This is a genomic window from Gardnerella piotii (assembly GCF_003397585.1).
In the GTDB taxonomy this organism is placed as follows: domain Bacteria; phylum Actinomycetota; class Actinomycetes; order Actinomycetales; family Bifidobacteriaceae; genus Bifidobacterium; species Bifidobacterium piotii.
The window spans coordinates 343,563-363,315 of record NZ_QJUV01000001.1; the positions used below are offsets into that span (position 1 = coordinate 343,563).

The 19,753-nt window shown below is 44.2% G+C and carries 17 protein-coding genes; 8 read left to right on the forward strand and 9 right to left on the reverse strand.

What is annotated here, in order from left to right; translation table 11 throughout:
* Positions 1–160 precede the first annotated feature (160 nt).
* The 5 genes from nusA to ribF all read left to right on the forward strand — a co-directional run bounded on the left by nusA (position 161) and on the right by ribF (position 7,485).
* Positions 161–1,207, forward strand: a complete 1,047-nt coding sequence (nusA, locus tag D0T20_RS01625) for a transcription termination factor NusA (protein ID WP_004131711.1) — start codon at positions 161–163, stop codon at positions 1,205–1,207.
* Positions 1,208–1,462: 255 nt separating this feature from the next.
* Positions 1,463–4,360 (forward strand): translation initiation factor IF-2, encoded by a 2,898-nt coding sequence (gene infB, locus D0T20_RS01630; RefSeq protein ID WP_116438208.1) that lies wholly within the window; start codon positions 1,463–1,465, stop codon positions 4,358–4,360.
* Between the two features lies 1 nt (position 4,361).
* On the forward strand, positions 4,362–4,871 hold the full coding sequence (rbfA, locus tag D0T20_RS01635) for a 30S ribosome-binding factor RbfA (RefSeq protein ID WP_116438209.1): 510 nt from the start codon (positions 4,362–4,364) through the stop codon (positions 4,869–4,871).
* Positions 4,864–6,099: a tRNA pseudouridine(55) synthase TruB gene (truB, locus tag D0T20_RS01640; protein WP_162862655.1), complete on the forward strand. Its 1,236-nt coding sequence runs from the start codon at positions 4,864–4,866 to the stop codon at positions 6,097–6,099. The genes rbfA and truB overlap by 8 nt, the downstream gene beginning before the upstream one ends.
* Before the next feature lie 105 nt (positions 6,100–6,204).
* A complete protein-coding gene (gene ribF / locus D0T20_RS01645; protein ID WP_162862656.1) occupies positions 6,205–7,485 on the forward strand; it encodes a bifunctional riboflavin kinase/FMN adenylyltransferase in 1,281 nt (426 codons plus the stop codon).
* Here the strand turns inward: ribF and D0T20_RS01650 are convergent.
* The 3 genes from D0T20_RS01650 to D0T20_RS01660 all read right to left on the reverse strand — a co-directional run bounded on the left by D0T20_RS01650 (position 7,471) and on the right by D0T20_RS01660 (position 10,291).
* The gene (locus D0T20_RS01650) at positions 7,471–8,295 is read right to left on the reverse strand and encodes an amino acid ABC transporter ATP-binding protein (protein WP_116438211.1); all 825 of its coding nucleotides are present in this window, start codon (positions 8,293–8,295) and stop codon (positions 7,471–7,473) included. The genes ribF and D0T20_RS01650 overlap by 15 nt on opposite strands.
* Complete coding sequence (locus D0T20_RS01655) at positions 8,295–9,245, reverse strand: amino acid ABC transporter permease (RefSeq protein ID WP_004131717.1); 951 nt, start codon at positions 9,243–9,245, stop codon at positions 8,295–8,297. The genes D0T20_RS01650 and D0T20_RS01655 overlap by 1 nt, the downstream gene beginning before the upstream one ends.
* Positions 9,246–9,421: 176 nt before the next feature.
* Positions 9,422–10,291, reverse strand: coding sequence for an ABC transporter substrate-binding protein (locus D0T20_RS01660; protein WP_020759301.1), 870 nt, complete (start codon positions 10,289–10,291; stop codon positions 9,422–9,424).
* Between the two features lie 385 nt (positions 10,292–10,676).
* On the opposite strand from D0T20_RS01660, the gene D0T20_RS01665 reads away from it, so the two are divergent.
* Positions 10,677–11,528: a 5'-methylthioadenosine/S-adenosylhomocysteine nucleosidase family protein gene (locus tag D0T20_RS01665; RefSeq protein ID WP_116438212.1), complete on the forward strand. Its 852-nt coding sequence runs from the start codon at positions 10,677–10,679 to the stop codon at positions 11,526–11,528.
* Between the two features lies 1 nt (position 11,529).
* Here D0T20_RS01665 and D0T20_RS01670 read toward each other — a convergent pair whose 3' ends face one another.
* From D0T20_RS01670 to radA, 4 genes are all read right to left on the reverse strand, one after another.
* On the reverse strand, positions 11,530–12,066 hold the full coding sequence (locus D0T20_RS01670; RefSeq protein WP_116438213.1) for a cupin domain-containing protein: 537 nt from the start codon (positions 12,064–12,066) through the stop codon (positions 11,530–11,532).
* A 51-nt stretch (positions 12,067–12,117) separates the two neighbouring features.
* The gene (locus tag D0T20_RS01675; RefSeq protein WP_116438214.1) at positions 12,118–13,539 is read right to left on the reverse strand and encodes an amidohydrolase family protein; all 1,422 of its coding nucleotides are present in this window, start codon (positions 13,537–13,539) and stop codon (positions 12,118–12,120) included.
* A gap of 90 nt (positions 13,540–13,629) precedes the next feature.
* On the reverse strand, positions 13,630–15,186 hold the full coding sequence (locus D0T20_RS01680) for an adenosylhomocysteinase (protein WP_116438701.1): 1,557 nt from the start codon (positions 15,184–15,186) through the stop codon (positions 13,630–13,632).
* Positions 15,187–15,205: 19 nt separating this feature from the next.
* Positions 15,206–16,639 carry a DNA repair protein RadA gene (gene radA, locus D0T20_RS01685; protein ID WP_016796794.1) on the reverse strand — a complete coding sequence of 478 codons (1,434 nt, stop codon included), beginning with the start codon at positions 16,637–16,639 and terminating at the stop codon, positions 15,206–15,208.
* A gap of 91 nt (positions 16,640–16,730) precedes the next feature.
* Between radA and D0T20_RS01690 the strand changes: the two genes are divergently transcribed.
* Both D0T20_RS01690 and D0T20_RS01695 read left to right on the forward strand, forming a co-directional pair.
* Positions 16,731–17,363: a hypothetical protein gene (locus tag D0T20_RS01690; RefSeq protein ID WP_032816110.1), complete on the forward strand. Its 633-nt coding sequence runs from the start codon at positions 16,731–16,733 to the stop codon at positions 17,361–17,363.
* A gap of 170 nt (positions 17,364–17,533) precedes the next feature.
* A complete protein-coding gene (locus D0T20_RS01695) occupies positions 17,534–17,623 on the forward strand; it encodes a 30S ribosomal protein bS22 (protein WP_004268639.1) in 90 nt (29 codons plus the stop codon).
* A 192-nt stretch (positions 17,624–17,815) separates the two neighbouring features.
* Here D0T20_RS01695 and rpiA read toward each other — a convergent pair whose 3' ends face one another.
* Positions 17,816–18,514: a ribose-5-phosphate isomerase RpiA gene (gene rpiA / locus D0T20_RS01700; RefSeq protein WP_016635466.1), complete on the reverse strand. Its 699-nt coding sequence runs from the start codon at positions 18,512–18,514 to the stop codon at positions 17,816–17,818.
* Between the two features lie 133 nt (positions 18,515–18,647).
* On the reverse strand, positions 18,648–19,745 hold the full coding sequence (locus D0T20_RS01705; protein ID WP_162862657.1) for a ribonuclease H family protein: 1,098 nt from the start codon (positions 19,743–19,745) through the stop codon (positions 18,648–18,650).
* Positions 19,746–19,753: the final 8 nt, after the last annotated feature.

Here is a 19,753-nt window from a genome sequence, read left to right on the forward strand (position 1 = left end):
TTTTATGCTTAACATTTTTAATCATAGTCATAAGATTTTGCGCTTTACGTACTTGTTAAAATTAGATTTTAGCGTTTTGTTATGCGTAAAACGTATAAAAGAAGAATAAGTTAATTTTATAAGTGAAAATTTATAAATGAATCACAGGAGGACGTGCACGATGGAATTGGATTTGGCGGGAATGCATCAGCTTGCGGCTCAGCAGGGGATTAATGCCGATGAGCTGGACGAGGCACTCGCCGAGGCTTTGCGTCTTGCATACATGAAGACTTCCCACCCAGCAAGGCATGCTCGAGTTGAGCTAGATGAGCGTGCTGGCTGCTTTACTGTATGGGCACGAGATGAGATTCCAGGTGTTCCTACAGAAGATAATCCTCACCCAGCATTTACTTTGGGCGAGGAGTATGACGATACGCCTAGAGATTTTGGGCGTCTTGCTGCAGCAACAGCTCGCCAAGTTATTACTCAACTTTTCCGCAAAGTGGAAGATGACCGCGTATTTGGAGCTTTTTCTGGTCAAAAAGGAAAGCTTATTAACGGCATTGTGCAGCAGGATTCTAAAGATCCTTCTAATATTCACGTTGCTGTTGGAGATGTTGAAGCCATTTTGCCTAGAAGAGAGCAAGTTCCTGGCGAAAGGTATCGTCACGGCGAGCGTATTCGCGTTTATGTTGTAAACGTTGCTAGAGGTTTGCGCGGACCAGAAATAGTTGTTTCTAGGTCTCACCCAGATCTTGTTCGCAGACTTTTTGAGCGAGAAGTTCCAGAACTTGTTTCGGGAGCTGTTTCGATTATGGCAATTGCTCGAGAAGCTGGCGCTCGCACTAAGATTGCTGTTCGCGCTAACACAGATGGCGTTAATCCAAAGGGTGCTTTGATTGGTCCTGGTGGTTCGCGCGTTCGTGCTGTATTGGAAAATCTTGGTCAAGAAAAAATCGATATTGTTGATTGGTCGCAAGATCCAGCACAGTTTGTTTCCGCTGCGTTGTCTCCAGCAGTAGTAACTGAAGTTCATGTTGTTAGTGAGAAAAGTCAGACTGCTGTTGCTTTTATTCACGATTCTCAGCTTTCGCTTGCCATTGGCAAGGAGGGACAGAATGCGCGACTTGCAGCAAAGTTGACTGGTTGGAAGATTGGAATTGAGTCTGCGGAAGAGCATGCTAAAAAGCAAGAAGCAATGAACGCTGATTCTAATTCGGCGGAATAAGATTTTGCTAGCATTTAGCAAACTTGCGACACTCCCGAGAATCCAACGTTTCGAGTAAGCTGAAAGCTGCAATCTGGGCTTATTAACAGCTTTTTGCCTAGGGAACGAGGTACAAAATCATGGTTGAAATCATGGTTACACGATGAGATATCGCATTATGAGATATCTAAATAAAAAGCATAAGAGTAAGAATCTTATAACAATATAAAGTGGCTGCGTTCGTTTTACGCTGCCACAGACTGAGGAGAACACTGAGTGGTAAAAAAGCGCGTATACGAACTGGCCAAAGAATTTGGCGTAGATAGTAAAACCGTATTGGAACGTTTGAAGAGCATGGGCGAATTCGTAAAGTCCGCATCTTCAACCGTTGAAGCTCCTGTAGTGCGTCGTCTAAAGACGGAATTTGTGCCTGCGGATTCTGCTGCAAAGAGCGAATCGAAGCCTTCTGCGTCTAAGAATGTTGATCATGCATCTAATAAATCTGCGGATTCTGCGTCTAATAGCAAGCCAGAATCTCATGGTCAAAATGCAGAAAAGAAGGCTAATCAAAAGCCAGAACAAAAGTCTTTTGCAAAGCAGAATTCTGCGCAAAAAGTGCATGACAATCACGAATCTAAGACTTCTAATGCGCATGCTGCTACCACTGCAACTCCTAAGCCTTCGGCTGGAAACGCAAAGCCTAATAATTCTTCTAAGTCTGGCGATTCAAAGCGCGGCGCGGAAAAGCGCGGTGGTGTAGAATCTAAATCTGCTAAGCAAGAGCGTTCTGCGCAAATGCCTCCACGCCCTAGACCACACCAAGGCTCTGGCTCGGGAGCCGCTCCTCGTCCAGGAAACAATCCGTTTAGTCGAAAGCAGGGTATGCGCGCGCCTACACCTGGAGACATTCCACGCCCACACCCAATGTCGCGCCCAGGCGCAGCTGCAGAGAACGCTCGTGGCTCAAAGCCAGGATCTGGCAATGGCAACGGCGGCAACGGTGGTGGTCGCGGTCGCGGTGGTCGCGGCGGAAACCGTCAAGGCGGCGGCAATGGCAATGGTGGTAACGGAGCAAATCGTTCCCAATGGCAAGGCTCGCATCGTTCAGGCGGCGGCAATGGTGGCGCAGGATCGCGCCCATCGGCAGAATCGCGCTTTAACGCAAATCAAGCTGCAAGCTTCCAAGCAGCGGCTGCAGGTGCTCCAAATGCAGGCCCATCCAGGGGTGGTCGTGGTCGCGCAGGAGCTGCAGGTGCATTCGGTCGCCAAGGTGGAAAGTCTTCTAAAGCTCGTAAGAATCGTCTTGCAAAGCGCAGGGAATACGAAGAGCTTAAAGCACCAGTTATTGGCGGCGTGCGTATTCCTTCGGGTAACGGCGCTACGATTCGCCTTCGTCAAGGCGCAACGCTTTCGGATTTGGCAGAAAAGATTGATGTAAATCCAGCAGCTTTGGTTACTGTTTTGTTCCATCTTGGAGAGATGGCAACAGCTACGCAATCTTTGGATGAAACAACATTCCAGATTCTTGGCGAAGAAATCGGCTGGAATATTAGCCTTGTTTCTGCAGAAGAAGAAGATAAAGAGCTTCTTCAGCAGTTCGATATTGACTTAGACGAAGAAGAGCTTCAAGAAGACGATAATCTTGTAACTCGCCCTCCAGTTGTTACTGTTATGGGCCACGTTGATCACGGTAAAACTCGCTTGCTTGATACAATCCGTAAGTCGAATGTTGTAGCGCGCGAAGCTGGCGGTATTACTCAGCGCATCGGCGCTTACCAAGTTACAGTCACCTTAGATGGCGACAAGCGCAAGATTACGTTCTTGGATACCCCAGGCCACGAAGCGTTTACAGCTATGCGTGCTCGTGGTGCGGAGCTTACAGACGTTGCAATTCTTGTTGTTGCAGCAGACGACGGCGTTATGCCTCAGACTGTTGAAGCAATTAACCACGCTCAAGCTGCTCACGTGCCTATTGTTGTTGCAGTAAACAAGATTGATGTTGCTGGAGCAAACCCAGATAAGGTTCGCGGTCAGCTTACAGAGTACGGTCTTGTGCCAGAAGAATACGGCGGTGACACCATGTTTGTGAATATTTCCGCAAAGCAGGGGACCAACGTAGATAAGCTTCTTGAGGCTGTTCTTTTGACTACAGATGCGGAGCTTGATCCTAAGGCGAATCCAAACATGGATGCTCGTGGCGCAACTGTTGAAGCTCGCTTGGATAAGGGTCGCGGTGCTGTTGCAACCGTTCTTGTTCAGCAAGGTACGCTTAAAGTCGGAGATTCCATTGTTGCAGGCACGTCTTATGGTCGCGTTCGCGCAATGCTCGACGAAAATGGCAACCACTTGCAAGAGGCAGGTCCTTCCACGCCAGTTCAGGTGCTTGGTTTGACTTCTGTTCCAACTGCAGGCGACTTGTTCTTGGTTACTTCCGACGATCGTTCTGCTCGCCAAATTGCCGAAAAGCGCCAGGCTACAGAGCGTGCGGCTCAGCTTGCAAAGCGTCGTAAGGTTGTGTCTCTTGAAAGCCTTAAGGAACAGTTTGCTAAGTCCGAAGTGGATATGCTCAACATTGTTATTAAGGGTGATTCTTCTGGTTCAGTTGAAGCTTTGGAAGACTCCTTAATGAAGATTGAGGTTTCCGACGAAGTTGGAATTCAGGTTATTCACCGCGGCGTTGGTGCAATTACTCAAAACGATGTGAACCTTGCAACAGTTGATAAGGCCGTTATTATTGGCTTTAACGTGCGTCCAAATCGCCAGGTTGCAGACTTGGCAGATCGCGAAGGCGTGGAAGTTAAGTACTACTCGGTTATTTACAAGGCAATCGAAGATATTGAAGCTGCTTTGAAGGGTATGCTTAAGCCAGAGTTTGAAGAGGTTGTTACATCTCATTCCGAGATTCGCGAAATCTTCCGCTCGTCCAAGTTTGGCAATATTGCTGGCGTTATGGTTCAAGATGGCGAAGTTAAGCGCGGAACCAAGTGCCGTATCTTGCGAAACGGCGTTGCTACTGTTAACGATCTTGAAATCTCCACTTTGCGTAGGTTTAAGGATGATGTGCAATCCGTTAGCGAAGGCTACGAGGCAGGCATTAACCTTGGAAGCTTTAACGACATTGAGCTTGGCGACGTAATCGAAACCTTTGAAATGAAGCAGATTGAGCGCAAGTAATATGGCTGGAACAAACCCTAGAGCCGCGCGAATTGCGGCTTTGATTCACAGAGTGATTGCGTCCAATATGGAATCGCATTTGCACGATAAGCGACTTGCTAACGTAACGATTACAGAAGTGAGAGTTACTAACGATTTACAAATCGCTAAAGTGTATTGGACTCAGCTTGGCACTGCTGGAAAAGAGCAGGGTGAGCGAATGCGAGCAAACCAGGCTTTGCAGCAGGCTAAGGGGCGTTTGCGCACTTTAGTTGGAGCTAAAGCAGGCTTGCGATTAACGCCTCAAATCCAATTTGTTTACGATGAAGTTCCTAGCGAAGCTCACGAGATTGAAGACATTTTGGTTGCTGCGCGTAAGCGTGACGAGGAGCTAGCTAAAGCTCGAGAAACAGCTCAATACGCTGGAGAAGCCGATCCGTATAAAAAGCCGCGTGAAGATGAGGAATTTGACGGCGAGGAATTTGACGAAGACGACGACTTTGACGACGACTTTATAGAGGGCAATGAGTAATTTTCAAATGCAATCTTCTAGCAAGATACCATCTTCTGGCATTTTGCTAGTAGATAAGCCAAAAGGCGTTACCAGTCACGATGTTGTATCTTTTGCGCGCGGCCTGTTGCACACTAAACGAGTGGGTCATGCTGGCACTTTAGACCCAATGGCAACAGGTTTGCTGATTCTTGGCTTTGGTAACGCCACGCGCTTGCTTAACTATTTGCTTGGTCACAATAAAACGTACGAAGCTGTGATTCGTCTTGGCGAGTCAACTAATACGGACGACGCAGATGGTGATGTTGTTTCAAGCGTGGATGATGAAAATGGCATTATAAACTTTGCAAATATTGATGAAATTCTTAAAGAATTGCGCGTTGTAATAGCAAAGAATTTTACTGGCTCGATTATGCAAACGCCAACATCTTTTTCTGCTATAAAAGTAAACGGCGTTCGCGCTTACGACTTAGCGCGTGAAGGTAAAGATGTTCATTTAGAGCCTAGAGAAGTTTTTATTTACGATTTTTCTTTGCTGGATGCGCATTTTAGTGTGGGCGTAAGCGGCGCGAAAGTTATTGATGTGCGCGCAAGCGTTTCTTGCTCTAGTGGCACGTATATTCGCGCACTTGCTCGCGACTTAGGGCGTGTTCTTGGTGTAGGAGGACATTTAGCAAGTCTTAGGCGAACTCGAATTGGCGATTTTTCTATAGAAGATAGTCGCGTACTTAAGCTTAAAAGTGTTATTCGCACATTTACAGACAAAAATGGTGTTGTACAGTCTCGCGCGAAGGCTGTTTTAGACGATTCATACTATTCGCAAGGTTCATGCGAATCGCAAGCTGCTGGCGATTCGCTGGTTTCTGGCGATTTGCCATCTGCTTTGCCAGCTTCATCGCCTCTAGAAAACACTCTTAATCAACGCTTGCTAAGCATGTTTGAATCTGCAAAATTAACAATGCAAACAGTAGAAGTAAGTGAAAATCAAGCTAAAGACTTGCGATTTGGCAGAAAAATCACAATTCCTACGATTAGCGCAAAAAACGCGATTGCATACGTAAAAGCTGCAAAAGATGAGCAAAACGACGTTGTTGCAGTTTTGCAGACCGCACAAAAGCGTCAAGCAACCGCAGATTTAAGCAGAACGGTTTCTATATCTCAAGCCAAAATTACAACAACAAACGAAAAAATCGAAAAAAATACAAATCAAATAGAAGCTAAACCAATTGTAGTATTTGTACAAAGCTAGTTTGCTGGTAAAATAGATATTAGTGTGAAAATGGGGTTGCGGCAAAGTGGCGTCTGAAATAAAGCGATACCAATATTTGCAGCTCTTGCGAACAGTAAGGATATAATGAAGGTCATCGACATTCGACCAGATGCCAACGGTATGATTAGTTGGCCAACGTTGAGCGCTCAACGTAAGTCAGTTGTTACAATAGGCGTATTTGACGGAATGCATCTTGGGCATCGTAAAGTTATTGAGCGAACAGTAGAGATTGCGCGCAAAAACAACGCGTTCTCGGTTGTTATAATGTTTGACCCTCGTCCAAGCGTTGTACACGAAAATCCAGATTTATTCGACGATTTTGGCGATGACGCGCAAATTCCAGTAGATTCGCAAGCGCTAACAAGCGTTCGCCAGCGGCTTAGAGTTTTGCAACAGTTAGACGTTGACCACGTTATTATAGTTCGATATAGCCTTGCTTTTGCGGCAAAATCGTACAGATTCTTCCTTGGCCAGCTAGTTGGTAAGCTAGGTATGCGCGCGCTTGTTTTAGGCTCGGATGCAGCTTTGGGCGCTAAAAGAGCTGGAAACGTTCATGCTATTAAAGAGCTTTCTCAAGCTACAGGCGTTTTCAGTCTTGTTGTTGTAGATGATTTTGGTCCAGGAGATGTTCGAGTTCCAGACCCGATTGTTCCAGAGGTTCCTTTAGAAGGCGGAGAGCCAAAAGATCCTGCAAGTGGCATGAATAAGGCGGAATATCGCGCTTGGAGCAAGGGTATGCCGAATAAAAAGGTTCGTGCTTGGAGCTCTACAAATGTGCGATGGATGCTTGCAAATGGTAGGGTTCGAGATGCTGGAGATATTCTTGGACAGCCGCATAGAGTAGAAGGCACTGTTATTCACGGAGCTGGTCGCGGCCATCAAATTGGCTTCCCAACTGTAAATCTTGGGGAGCGAATTGACGGATATATTCCTGTTGATGGTGTGTATGCTGGCTGGATTATTGATTTAGATGCAGACGAGCAAAATGGCGCTTCTTCTGGCAGAAACATTCCTAGCGTGGGTGTTTTGCGTAAAGATGAGCTTCATCTTGGATCGCATTCTCCTTGGCGTTGGGCTGCTGCGATTTCAGTTGGCACTAATCCTACTTTTGAAGATGACGCATCAAACGCATCAAACGCATCAAATAGCGCGGATGCTTACGACAATACTCTAGAAGAGCAATCGTCTAATCGAACTGTTGAAGCATATGCGTTAACAGATAAGATTCAAGACTTATACGGGCACAGGGTTTGCATTGAGTTTGCGCGCTTCTTGCGCCCTCAGCAAGCATTTGACTCGCAAGAGCAGCTTAAAGACGCTATTAGCAAAGACGTTGAGCAAACGCGCGCGCTAGTGTCGGAATGATTTAAAGAAGTTTTGCGTTTCTGGGTCGCTGCAAGCGTCCATAACTTCGTACGGCGTGCCGTTTTCTGCAACAACGCCGTTTCTAAGCAAAACCACTCTATCGGCAGCTTCGTGCGCAAAATGCATCTCGTGAGTGGCCATTAAAATGGTTGTTCCTTGCTGCTTTAGCTCCGCAACCATGTCTAGAACTTCGCCAACAAGCATTGGGTCTAGAGCAGAAGTAATCTCGTCTAAAAGCAGGAGTTGTGGGCTTGTCATAAGCGCGCGAGCAATCGCCACTCGCTGCTGCTGTCCGCCCGAAAGCTGATCTGGGTAGGATTTTGCTTTATTTTCTAGCTTAATCCTAGATAGAAGCTCCATTGCGCGGCTTTCTGCGCGATCTTTGCTCCAATGATGAACTTTTCGCGCAGCAAGAGTCACGTTATCTAAAACACTCATATGTGTAAAAAGATTGAATTGCTGGAACACAACTCCGATTTGAGATCTAATTTGATCTTGATTTATGCGTGGGTCTGTAATATCTGTGTTTCCAAGCCAAACTTGGCCGTCGTCTACTCGCTCAAGCAAATTAATGCACTTCATAAGAGTAGATTTGCCGCTTCCAGAAGGCCCTAAAAGAGCCACCACTTCGTGAGGCGCAATATCAAAAGAAATGCCTTTAAGAACAGGTGTTGAGTTATACGATTTTCGAATATTGCTTAAGCGTAAAACTGGGGTTGAATCCGTATTGTCGCTTGCATTTGTTTGATTGCTTGTGTTTGTGTAATCACTCATTTGTTGATTTACCTTTTGATTTGTTACGTTATTCATCACACAGTTCCTCCGTTTAGCTCGCGCTTGCGAAGTCTTGCTGTATACCAATCGTTTAGAACAATAAACGGAATGCTTAGCGCTATAAACACAACGCTTGCTACAACGTATGGAGTGAAGTTATAAGAAGTTGCAACAGATATTTGAGCGGCTCGAACTGCGTCTACAGCTCCCAAAACAGATATAAGCCCTGCGTCTTTTTGCATAGATATAAAGTCGTTCATTAATGCAGGAGCCACTTTTCTTAAGCCAAGAGGAATTACCACTAATCGCACAGTTTGACCAGATGTTAAGCCGAGTGATCTTGCGGATGCTCGCATAGAAGGGTGTACGTCTTCAAATCCTGCGCGCAATACCTCTCCAACGTATGCGGAGTAGCTCATAACAATGGCGATTGTGCCGAGTATTGCTGGTGGAATGCGCCCAAAAAGCTGCAATCCTGGTATGCCGAAGCCGATTAAGTAAAGCACAACAAGCATTGGTATGCCGCGCATAATGGTTGTGTAGAATTGCGCTATAGCGCGCAAAGGGAAAAGCATTGGACTTACGCTTGTGCGAATAACTGCGATTAAAGTTCCAAGTATTGCAACTCCTATTACAGCAAACACAAGCACTTGCAAATTAAGCATTAAGCCTTGCAAAACAGATGGCAAAGATAGCATAAAGTATTTGCCAGAAAAGAACGTTTCGCGCACTCTTGGCCAACCAGGGCTCATTGCAAGCGCCGCAATGCACACGCCAAGCAATACTAAAGTGCTTATTATGCTTGTTAAAACAGATTTAAGATTCTGTTTTTTGCGTATTGCTCTGCGCTCAAGCTCGATATTGCTTAAAGCGCACGTTCCTTCATCTAATGCCGTATTAGCGCTAGATAGTGACGACGCATTAGTGAGTAACTTATTTGATTCGTTGCTTGCAGAATCTGTTGTACTGCCGTTAAGTACTGTCATTGGCGGTAGCCTGAGCCTTTCGACATAATGAATGATACGCACTATTGTAAGCACTTTTATGTGACGATTGGGTTACAAATTGCTTACAATAATGCGTATTGGTAATGACGTTGGTACGATTTTTATTTATTTTGATCTATTTTTAATCTATTTTGTTTGATTTAATTTAGATCAATTTACTTAAGAACTGGCACATCAGTTGTGTACTCTGCAAGCCACTTTTCTTGAAGCTTCTTCAAAGTGCCATCTTTTTCTAGAGCATTCACAGCCTTAGTAACGTCTGCAGTAAGCTTAGATCCTTTTGGAAGAACAAGGCCAGTTCCTTCCTTATCTTCCGATCCTGCAATCTGTCCAAGAACAACGCCATCTTTAACCTGCTTGCTGCGTACAATATTTACAGAAGATGGAGTATCTATAACAAGTGCGTCAATTTGCTTAGAGTCAAGAGCCTGAACCAAAGCGTCGTTATCGTTAAAGGTTTGAATATCGCTCTTAATCTTGTCTTTAGCAAAGCTGTAGCTTGTTGTTCCAACCATTGCGCCAATCTGCGCGGTTTTAAGATCTGCTAAAGTCTTTGCGTTAGCAAACTTGCTGTCTTTTTTAACAACAACGCCTTGAGTTGCGTTGTAGTAGCTTGGCGAAAAGTCTACTGCCTTCTTGCGTTCCTCGGTAATAGAGAACTGCTGAAGGTTAAAGTCAAAGTCCTTTGGGCCTGGAGTTACTGCGGAGTCGAAGGTTGTGCGAACCCACTTAACCTTGTCTTTGCCGTAGCCAAGTTTCTTTGCAACAGCGTATGCTACTGCGGATTCGTATCCCTTGCCGTTTTCTGGCTTGTTATCGTACATCCAAGGTGTGTAAGTTGGCTGAGCTGTGCCGATTGTCAAAACGCCTGGAGTGATCGTCTTTTGATTTGGATCTTGTGCGTTTTGGCTTCCGCATGCCGCTGTGCTAACCATTGCAGCCACTGCTAATGCTGCTGCAGCGATTTTAGTAGCTGCGATTGCTACGCGGTTAGTGTGCAAGTTGTTATGTACGAAAATAGCCATTTTTTCTCCTTGTTTTTGCTAAAACCTTAAAATTTTTCGCTTATTCGTTTTTTAAGCGATTTAAGTAGGTTTTGCGGCCGTACATTTGATAGTTTATAAGACGATAGGCGTATTTAAGGCTTAATTGTTACAGAATTGTTATCGCGATTGTTTATAACGTGCTATATTTTGTTGATTTAATGGCGTAAATTTGCTCTACTTATGTTAAATTTTGTGATTGTTAAGCAACAGTTACAATCGGTGTGTTGCGGCGTGTTGTGTGTTGCGGTGTGTCTTTACGATTTTAGAATCATAAACATTTGATTGTATTTAACTGTATCTGACTATATTTGATTTCGTTAGATTTTATTAGATTAGATTTATCGAACTTATTTTAGGGGAGACTATGCAAAAGGAATTTTCAATCGGTAATTCTAGCGATTTTAGCAATCTTTCAAATCTCGCGGTTATAGTGGCGCTTCAAAAAGAGGCTCAGCCTATTTTGCAAGCGTTTAGTGGTGAATATAAGTCTTGGCAAGATTACGGCGTTACTTTTATTCAAGGTAAAATCGCGTCTAACAACAACGAAAATAGCGCGATTCTTACAATATGCATTGCTGGAATGGGAAAGTGTGCTGCAGCTGCTGCGGCTCAGGCTCTTATAATCGAAGCTAAGCCACAAGTGTTGATTTTTAGCGGAATTGCAGGCGCATTAAATCCGCGTCTTAATGTTGGAGACATTGTTATAGGCAAGAATCTTCACTATTTAGAAACAAATACGCAAATTATTGCAGATTGTGCTCCATACACAGAAGTTTTTGAATCGGACTCAAAGTTATGTGATTTAGCAGCAAATCAAGCGAAGCTATTAGGCTTTAGGCTTGAAAAGTCTTTGCAAGAATCATCTTCGGCTGCTTGCGATTCTTCCGCGGGATCTAAGCAAAGCGCGTCTAATAAGAGCGAAAATGGAGTTGCATACGTTTGTGGAAACATAGCAACAAGCGACCAATTTAACACAGACCCAAAGGTTCTAGATGCAGTTCGCGAAGAGGTTTTTGGCGATTGCGAAGAGATGGAAGGCGCTGCAGTAGCGCATATTGCAGCTAAAAATAGCGTGCCGTTCCTTGCGATTCGTGCAATGAGCAACCGTTGCGGAGAATCTTACGAATCGCTTGATGAGCATAAAGACGATTTAGTTCTTGCTGCAAATCGCGCTGGAAGCTTGACTTTGAGCGTTTTGAACGCGCTTGTTAAATAGCTTAATCGTTTTGATTTGCTAAATTAAATCCGCTAAAAGTAAAGCCAGGGCTTACAACGCAAGACACCAATACATCTGCGTTGCTAGGCACAGTTCGCTGCCATGTTCCAGCAGGAATCACAAGATGACCGCGCGTAAGTAAGTCGTTACCATCTTTAGTGTTTCCAAGCGTAAAACGTTGCAAATCCGCCTCTGCGCAAGGATTTTGGCTGCATCCGCCAAGTTCAATCGTAAGATTTGCTGGCCCATGCCAAAGCCAAATCTCGTCTGCATCAACTTTATGCCACGCGCTTGAATCGCCAGCTGGTAAAAGAAAATAAATAAGCGATGCTAGTGGTCTTGGAGCGCTGGCTGCGAAGTTTTCGTCAACTTGTGTATTAGTCGCGTTTGCGCTCGCGTCTGCGCTGTTATTTGCGCTATATAACTGTGCTGCTTGCCAATCGCGAGCGTACCATCCGCCTTCTGGGTGTGCTTCTAAGTGCAATTCTTTAACAAGATTTTTTGCGTAATCGCTCATATCTTCTAATTTAATGCTCATAATATCTCCTGATATTTTCTGATTTATTTTGCGAGACTTATTAGTCAAGACTTATTGCGCAAAGGCGCCATTATTGTACACAAGATTTCCAGATATTACTGTTGCTTTTGCGCTTCCTGCGCCGTGACGAACAAAATTGTGCAAAGTCTCTTCAACTCCTTGCGGCGAGCTTGTGTCTGTTGGAATGTTAAAGAATGCAAGGTCGGCCGTGGCTCCAGCATTAATTTGGCCAATTCTGTGCGGCCCTACGTGCAAGCCCATAACGCTTGCGCCGCCTAAAGTAAGCATGCGAATAATTCGATGTGTTAAATCATCTTTTCTATATCCTTGTGCTGTTGCTAAGTCGTAGATTTTTGCAGCATCGTCTAAAACGTCTAAAGATGGAGAAGAAGATAGGGAATCCGTACCAATCGCAAGTAAGTTTCCTTCTTCCATATAGTCGCGAATTGGCGCGTCTCTCTCTGTAACAGTAATGCGATTGGACCTTGGGCAAAGTGCCACTCCAACTCCGCGTTGGCGCAAAATCCTGCGGTCTTCGCCATCCGCCCAAACGCCGTGCGCAATATGAACGTCTGGCCCCAAAGACCCAAGCTGATCCAAAAACTGAATTGCAGATGCCGTCATTCCGTGCGATTTAAGTTCGCTATAGCTTTCCCAAACATTGCTATTCCAATCTGGCGCAGAATACGTAGTTAGCGTATCTGCGTGATTTCCTGCCTCCATCGGCGTTTCGGCCAAGTGTATGTGCAAGCGCATGTTTAGCTGCCGCGCAATGTCTGGCAAATCCACAAACGGCTCTGTTTCTAGGCTATAAGGCGCATGTGGGCTAATACCTATACTCGGTATGCTGCCGTTGTTCATCATTTGCCCAAGCATTTCTAGCAGCTTAGCGTAGCCTTCTTCCTTCCAATCAACGTTTTTCCAGCCCATTACCTCCCAATAGGCAATTCCGTGCATTCCCTGGCTTGCAAGCGCTCCAACCGCTTCAATATCGGTTACAATGTCGGCAGCTGCTGTTGTGCCAGATTCCACCATCATTCTTGCGCCTTCGTATGCAGAAGTCTTCCAAGTTGTTAGCGATGGATTTTTTTGTTTATCTTCTTGCAACTTGTCGTAAACAACGTTAAATCCTTGCTCCCAATCGTGGAAATTTCTATATTCTCCGCGTCCTACGCTTGCCATATTTGTGTATTGCAAATGCGTGTGTGCATTAATAAGACCTGGCGTCATAAGACCGTGCCAATGCTTCTCGTTTCTAAACATTTGCATATAAGAATCGCTTGGCATCTCGTCTTTTAGAATATTAAGAACCCATTGACGCGTTCCAACGTGCACAACGCGTCCGTTAGATACAGCAACGGCACCTTCGGGGATTATTGGCCCCGTTACTGGAATAACCATTGATGCACTGTATAGTGTGACTTCGCTAAGTGGTGTTGGGTGTGCAAGTTTGCGTATTGGGTCTGTAAGCATTGTGTTCCTTAAGGAATTACGTTGTACTATTTTTGCTTTATTTATTCTATTATTGCTCAGATTTATTATGTTTTGGTTAATTGATTTATGCTAAATGTTTGCTTCTTCTGCAAATCGCGTTAAATCCCACTTATATCCGTTGTTTTTATTGGCTTCGCTTGCGCTATATCCGCGTTTTTCTAGTGCGATTCTTGCTATTTGATTATCGGAGCTTTCTGGCAATTGGTAGATTCCAGAATCAAGTCGATTTTCGTTATTTTTATTGCCATTTTTATTGCTATTGCCGTCTTTATTGCCGTCTTTATTGCCATTGTGCTCTAGCAAATACGCAACTGCGCTCACTTGAACAGCAAAACTAAAGTCCATAATCTCAATAGGATTTCCGCCGCCTGTAGTGTAATTTGTGCCGTCTCCTTCGCTTATTAGCGTGATCTGCGGACCTAGTGGAACTTGGATTTTTCTTTGTGCTGTTCCAACAACTGGCTTAAAATCAGGGATTTCGTCTAATGCAATCTCGTTTGCAATTCCACCAATAACAGCCAAAATTGCGTTTTCTTGCATGTTTTGCATATTTTGCAATGTAATCGTGTGTCTAACGCCTGTTGCAGAAACAATCATATTGCTTTCTTTAACAGCGCATTCAAGATTTTTAGCTTCAAATCCGTCGAAAACTGCGCGTAAAGCTTGAACAGGATTTGTGTCGCAAATCGTAACTTTTGCACCCAATGCGCGTATTCTTAATGCAAATCCGCGGCCAACTGGTCCGTATCCAACAACAGTTACTTTAGCGTTTTCAAAGCATTCGCTTCCAAGAATTTGTTGCATTGTTGTAACGCATGTTTCTCCAGTTCCATGACGATTGTCAAAATCGGTTTTTAGAGCGCTATTATTTACTGCGATTACGGGGTAGTGCAAGTGCCCAGCTTTTTGCATTGCTTCAAAAGCGCGCACTCCACTTGTTGTTTCTTCGGCAACGCCTATTAGATTTGCTGCGATTTGTGGGCGTTCTAGGCTTGCTAGGCGCGCAAAGCTTGCGCCATCGTCGATTATTATGTTTGGCTGTATTTCGTCTAGAAGTTTTAGAGCGCCTTCGTGCGTTTGCTCAGGAGACCAATCGCGGTTTGCTTGCACTAAAATGCCCTCTTTTTTAAGTTGATCTGCCACTCTCTGGTCGGTTTCGTCTGGGCTGCAAAAAACGCCAACAATCGCTCCGTGAGCGTGTAGCTCCCTCAGTAGCACGGCTGTTTTTGGCTCTAGCACAAGGCAAACAGCTATTCTAACGCCTTCTAGATTAAGGCCATTTTCTTGTAAATTGTTAAGTAACGTGCGCATTACTGGCATGTGGCTTTGCGCGTAGTCAATGGCATCTTTTCCGCTTAAATTAGGCGCGTCTACAGTGGTCTCTAGGTTTTTTGCGCATATTTTTACGCAAAAATCAGCATCTTCCTTAGAATTTACGGGAATTATTCCCCAAGATTGCGCATTTTGCAAGAATTTTTGCACATTGCTATTGTTGTCGCTATTGATGTTGTTGATGTTAATGTTGTTGTTTTCTTTATTTTCATCTTCAATAAACACTCGCGAACCTGCAAGCGAGCGATTAGTTTTTTGTGATGTAAAAGCAGCCCATTTGCTAAAGTCAACCATATTAATCTCCATTAATCTCCTACAATCCCAGCGCGCTCAACGCTTCTTTAAGATTATTTACTTCAACTACATCAATTCCTGCAACGTGAATCTTTTTTTGCAAATGGCAAACAATCGCACGTTTATAGCCAATTCTTGCAGCTTCTTTAAGTCTAGTTTCCATTCTAGAAGCCGATCGAACTTGGCCAGTCAAGCTAATCTCGCCAATTGCGCATGTAAAAGGTAAAACTGGCTTATTTTTTGCAGCGCTTGCAAGGGACGCCACTATTGCTAAATCGCAAGAAGGCTCTTTTGCTTTAGCGCCAGCAATCGTAGAAACGTAAATGTCTTTAGCAAGAAGATTTAATCCGCCATGCCTATATAAAACTGCTGTAAGCATAGCGATTCTATTTGTATCTACTCCCGAAACTGCACGTCTAGGAGCAGGCAGAACAGAGTCTGTAACAAGCGCTTGAACCTCAATAGCAAGGCTTCGATTGCCCTCTAAAGTAAGCGTTACGCATGTGCCTTCGTTTTTGCAATCCTCGTTAGAAGACAAAAACAGGCCAGAAGGGTCGGGGACTTCTTCAATACCACATCCGCTCATATCGAAGCATCCAACTTCGTCTGTAGGTCCAAAACGATTTTTAACAGCGCGAAGCATGCGCAATGCCGTTTGACTATCTCCTTCAAATTGGCAAACTGTGTCTACAAGATGTTCAAGCGTGCGCGGACCTGCAATCGAGCCGTCTTTTGTAACGTGACCAACTAAAAGCACTGGAATATTACAAGTTTTAGCAACGTCAATAAGCGCGCTAGCTACTTCTCTAACTTGAGTGGAGCCTCCTGTAATGCCATCAACATCGCTAGAAACAATAGTTTGTGCTGAATCAACAATTGCAAGTGTTGGCTTATACTTTTCGATTAATGCTAAAGCTGTGTTTAAGTCTGTTGTAGAAGCAAGAAGAAGATTTTGACTTATAGCGTTTATGCGTGATGCGCGCAATTTTACTTGCGACTTTGATTCTTCGCCAGAAATGTATAGGACTATGCTTTCTTTGGATTCGCCGCCATTTTTAGCTACTTTTCCAGCGGTTTCTAAAAGCAGAGTAGACTTTCCGATTCCTGGCTCGCCTGCTATAAGCGTTACGGACCCTGGAACAAGGCCTCCGCCTAAAACGCGGTCAAATTCGCTAAATCCCGTGTGTATTCTAATTCCATTATCTGCTTGAATGCTGCTAATCGGCTGTGCGTCTACGCTGGAATCGATGTTTAATGCGGCAATCGCGTTTGTTTTTGCGCTTCTTGAATTTCTAGACGATCTTAAAGCTTTAGAAACGCCACTTTGCAACTTTGGCTCGCTAAACTCGCTTAGCGTACCCCATTCGCCGCATTCTGGGCAGCGGCCGTACCATTTTGACCCACTCCAACCACATTCGGAGCACAAGTAATAAGTAGAAGATTTTGCAGCCATGATTTGACGCTAGCTGCATTTATAGACATTTTGCCGTCATACTTTTGTGAGATAATCCAAGTATGTTTAACAGTGTTATGTGGGGTAAAAAATGAATTCTTATACAAATAATTCTTCTACTTCTTCGCAAGGATTTTCTGCGTCTCATAACAATTTACGAAAAGTGCTTATTGTTGCATTAATAGTTGTTGTTTTGGCAATTGTTTCCGCGTTTGTTTGGCCAGGTTGGGCGTTAAATCACCAGCAAAATACGCAACCCGCTAAAACGCAAGTGCCTTCTGCAAAAACGCCATCTATTAAGGCTAAAGATTTGCCTAGCACGTCTACTGCGCTGTTAAAAGCTATGCCAGATACTGTTCTTGATTTTGCGCGTGTTGATGCTTCTGCTAGCGCAAAATGGTCTTCGGCTTCTCCTTTAGAAGAATACACAGTTAAGTATTCAACTGGAGAATCTGGAAGTGATGTTTCGCTTGTTGTTGCTCAATGGAGCAGTCGCGACCTAGCGAATAAGCAATATGAGCTTTTGCTAGATGGATTAAGTGGGGTAGATGTTGCTTCTGGAAAAATTCAAGTTTCTGGAAAAACCACTGGCAGCTATGTGTTAAAGACTGAGTCGGGCAATAAAGCTAAAGCTAGTGCCATTTGGCAAAACGACACAGCTGTGTTTGAGTTAACCGGATCAAAGCAATCTGTTGAAAGATTCTATAAGCAATTTCCAATGTAAACTTTGCAAAATATAAGCTGTTTTGCATGTGTTTTGTATGTGTTTAACGTATGGTTTTGCGCATGTTTTGCATGTGTTTTTGTAAAACTTTGCTTTAGGATTTTCCAAAGTCGTCAAAACGGTGTAACATTAGGCAAGTTGCACACTTTACATATGAATGGAGGCTTCAGATGGGTTCTGTCATCAAGAAGCGCCGCAAGCGGATGAGCAAGAAGAAGCACCGCAAACTGCTGCGTAAGACTCGTCATCAGCGTAAGTAATGCTGTTTGGCGCGCCTGCCCGTTTGGGCACGTAATACTTTTGAAAGCGTTGGATTTTTCCAGCGCTTTTTTTTATTACGATTGAAAATTACCCTGATTGAAGAATGTAAAAAATTTCCCGAAAATGTACGTAAAACAGTGGATTTTACGTACACTCTCGGGAAATTATTGGTTAAATATTAGATATGCCGTTTACTTATTTGGGTTTGTAAGCGTGCGTGGGCCGTTTGGATCTCCAACAATCACAGTATCAACCATGTTAAGGAACAGTCCGTGTTCAACGACGCCAACAGTTTCAATCAAGTCTTTAGCAAGCTCTTGTGGGTGGTCGATGCGCTCCAAGTGCAAGTCAACAACAAAGTTGTTCTCGTCTGTGCGCACTTCTTTGCCGTTTGCATCCAAGCGCAAAACTGGCTTGTATCCGCGCTTCTCGAACTTGCGAATCACTTGAGCAGAACCAAATGGAATCACTTCAACAGGCAGTGGGAACTTGCCGATTGTGTCTACAACCTTGCTTGCGTCAACAATCCACACAATGCGGTCGGAGTTGATTGCAACAATCTTTTCCCAAAGAAGAGCTGCGCCGCCGCCCTTAATGCCGTTAAAGTTCTTATCAACTTCGTCTGATCCGTCAATTGTAACGTCAATATGGTCAACATCGTTAATATCTAGAATCTTAATTCCGTAGCTTTCTGCCTGCTCTTGCGTGCGACGAGAAGTTGTAACTCCCGTAAAGCTCAAGCCTTCTTCTTTAACTCTGCGGCCAAGCTCGTCTACTAAGAAGCGCACTGTAGAGCCAGTGCCAAGTCCAACCATCATGCCATTTTGTACGATTTTTGCGGCCTCAATGCCAGCTGCTTTCTTTAGCGCGTCTTGTTGTGCTTTATCCATTTGTGCCTACTTTCTTGCTTTTGGCAGGTTGTTACCACGCTATTTTGCGCGATTATGTGCGATTTTTAGCGATTGCTAATCGCATCTGTTCCATACATATTACATATTAGTCTGCTTTAAGATTTTTGTTTTGTTATTTTTCGCATTTGTTTGCGTTTGTTTGCATATAAAATTCGCTTGGCTCTAGGTTAAAAGTGCCATCTGGCATAACGTATCCGCTTAACTGTATTGTGCCTGTTATAAATCGTGGATTCCCGTTAAAACTTGGGCTTGTGTTTGGAGCAGGCGTAAATTGCAATGTTCCGCATACGCGTAATCCTGGAACTGTTTTATATTTTTGTTCTGATTTATTTTGTGATTCGTTATTTTGTGATTCGTTATTTTCATGCAAATCTTCGGTTGCTTGCGATTCGTCTGTGCCTTTTGGTTTGTATGTGTCTTTTGATTCTTCTGTGGCTGGCGATTCATCATTTGTATTAATGATTTTTGTAGTTAAATCGCAAGCAGCGTTGTTATTTGCGTAGTGAGTGGTGGCAGCATCGCTAAATGTTTCACACTCTGTTTCACGGCTTGTTTCGCGCGTATTATCGCCATTAAAATCAGGATTAATATCTTCTCCAACGCATCTGCCAATGTGGTATTCGCTACTAGAAATTGTGCCGTCTAATAGCATTTTTGCGTCTTGCGGAACGTCAACGCCATCTGAATATGTAGAAGAAATCAACGATTTCCATCCTTCTAATGGCAAATATCCATCCTTCAATTTGCTTCGGCAATCTTCAGCATAAGTTCTAGCAAGCTCGTCAACTTTCTCGTTTCCCGCGTTTCCAGCGTGTCCCTTAACCCAAACAAACTTAACGGAGCCTTTACGCTTACAAATCTCCGAATCGATTGCGCGAATAAGTTCTGCATTTTTTACAGGCTCTTTTTTGGAGTTTTTCCAACCGTTCTTTTTCCAACCGTGAATCCAGGTTGTTGCACAATTAATCGCATATTGCGAGTCGCTTTCGATTGTTAAAGGCTCGCTTCCAGGGTGTGCTCGCAAAGCTTCTAGAACTGCGCATAATTCGCCTATTTGATTCGTGCCGTTAGTAGCTCCGCCTGCATCTGCGTTTCCAGTGTGATTGTGCTCGTGAGCGTTGCCCGCTTCGTCTATGTGGTCTGCCCAAGCCCATCCCATTGATCCGTTTGGGTTTCCCAGAGCAGATCCGTCTGTAGAAACAACAATCATTGTAAAAC